The following is a 362-nucleotide window of genomic DNA, read 5'->3' as shown; positions in this document are numbered from 1 at the left end:
TGAATGGCTGAATGATTACCCTGAACTTCCCACCACCGAGTACACGGATAAAAAAGGCTGTATCCACAGGTTTCGCTGGCAAAATAAAGTGCCATTGCACGGTGGAGCAAATGCAATAGAGGTAAACTATATCGAATACCAACAGATAAAAGCGGGTGCAGTGACCTACAAAAATAGCTGGGTCACGGATATAGAAGTCACAAAAGAAAACATCATAGATTTAGCCAAAGCCGGACGTTGCAGGTGGAAGATAGAAAATGAATGTTTCAACACCCTGAAAAATCAGGGGTACCACATAGAGCACAATTATGGTCATGGCTCAGAGAACCTAAGCTATAACATGTACTTACTAACCTTACTGG

1 pseudogene is annotated in these 362 nt (G+C 42.3%); it reads left to right on the top strand.

The features are described 5' to 3' along the window. Positions 1 to 362 (top strand): annotated as a pseudogene (locus CJF42_RS28000) (ISNCY family transposase); the annotation flags it as partial.

It is taken from the genome of Pseudoalteromonas sp. NBT06-2 (assembly GCF_002276045.1).
Lineage (GTDB): Bacteria > Pseudomonadota > Gammaproteobacteria > Enterobacterales > Alteromonadaceae > Pseudoalteromonas.
Note: the sequence above shows the minus strand (reverse complement) of the source record. Positions and strands in the feature narration are given on the sequence as shown.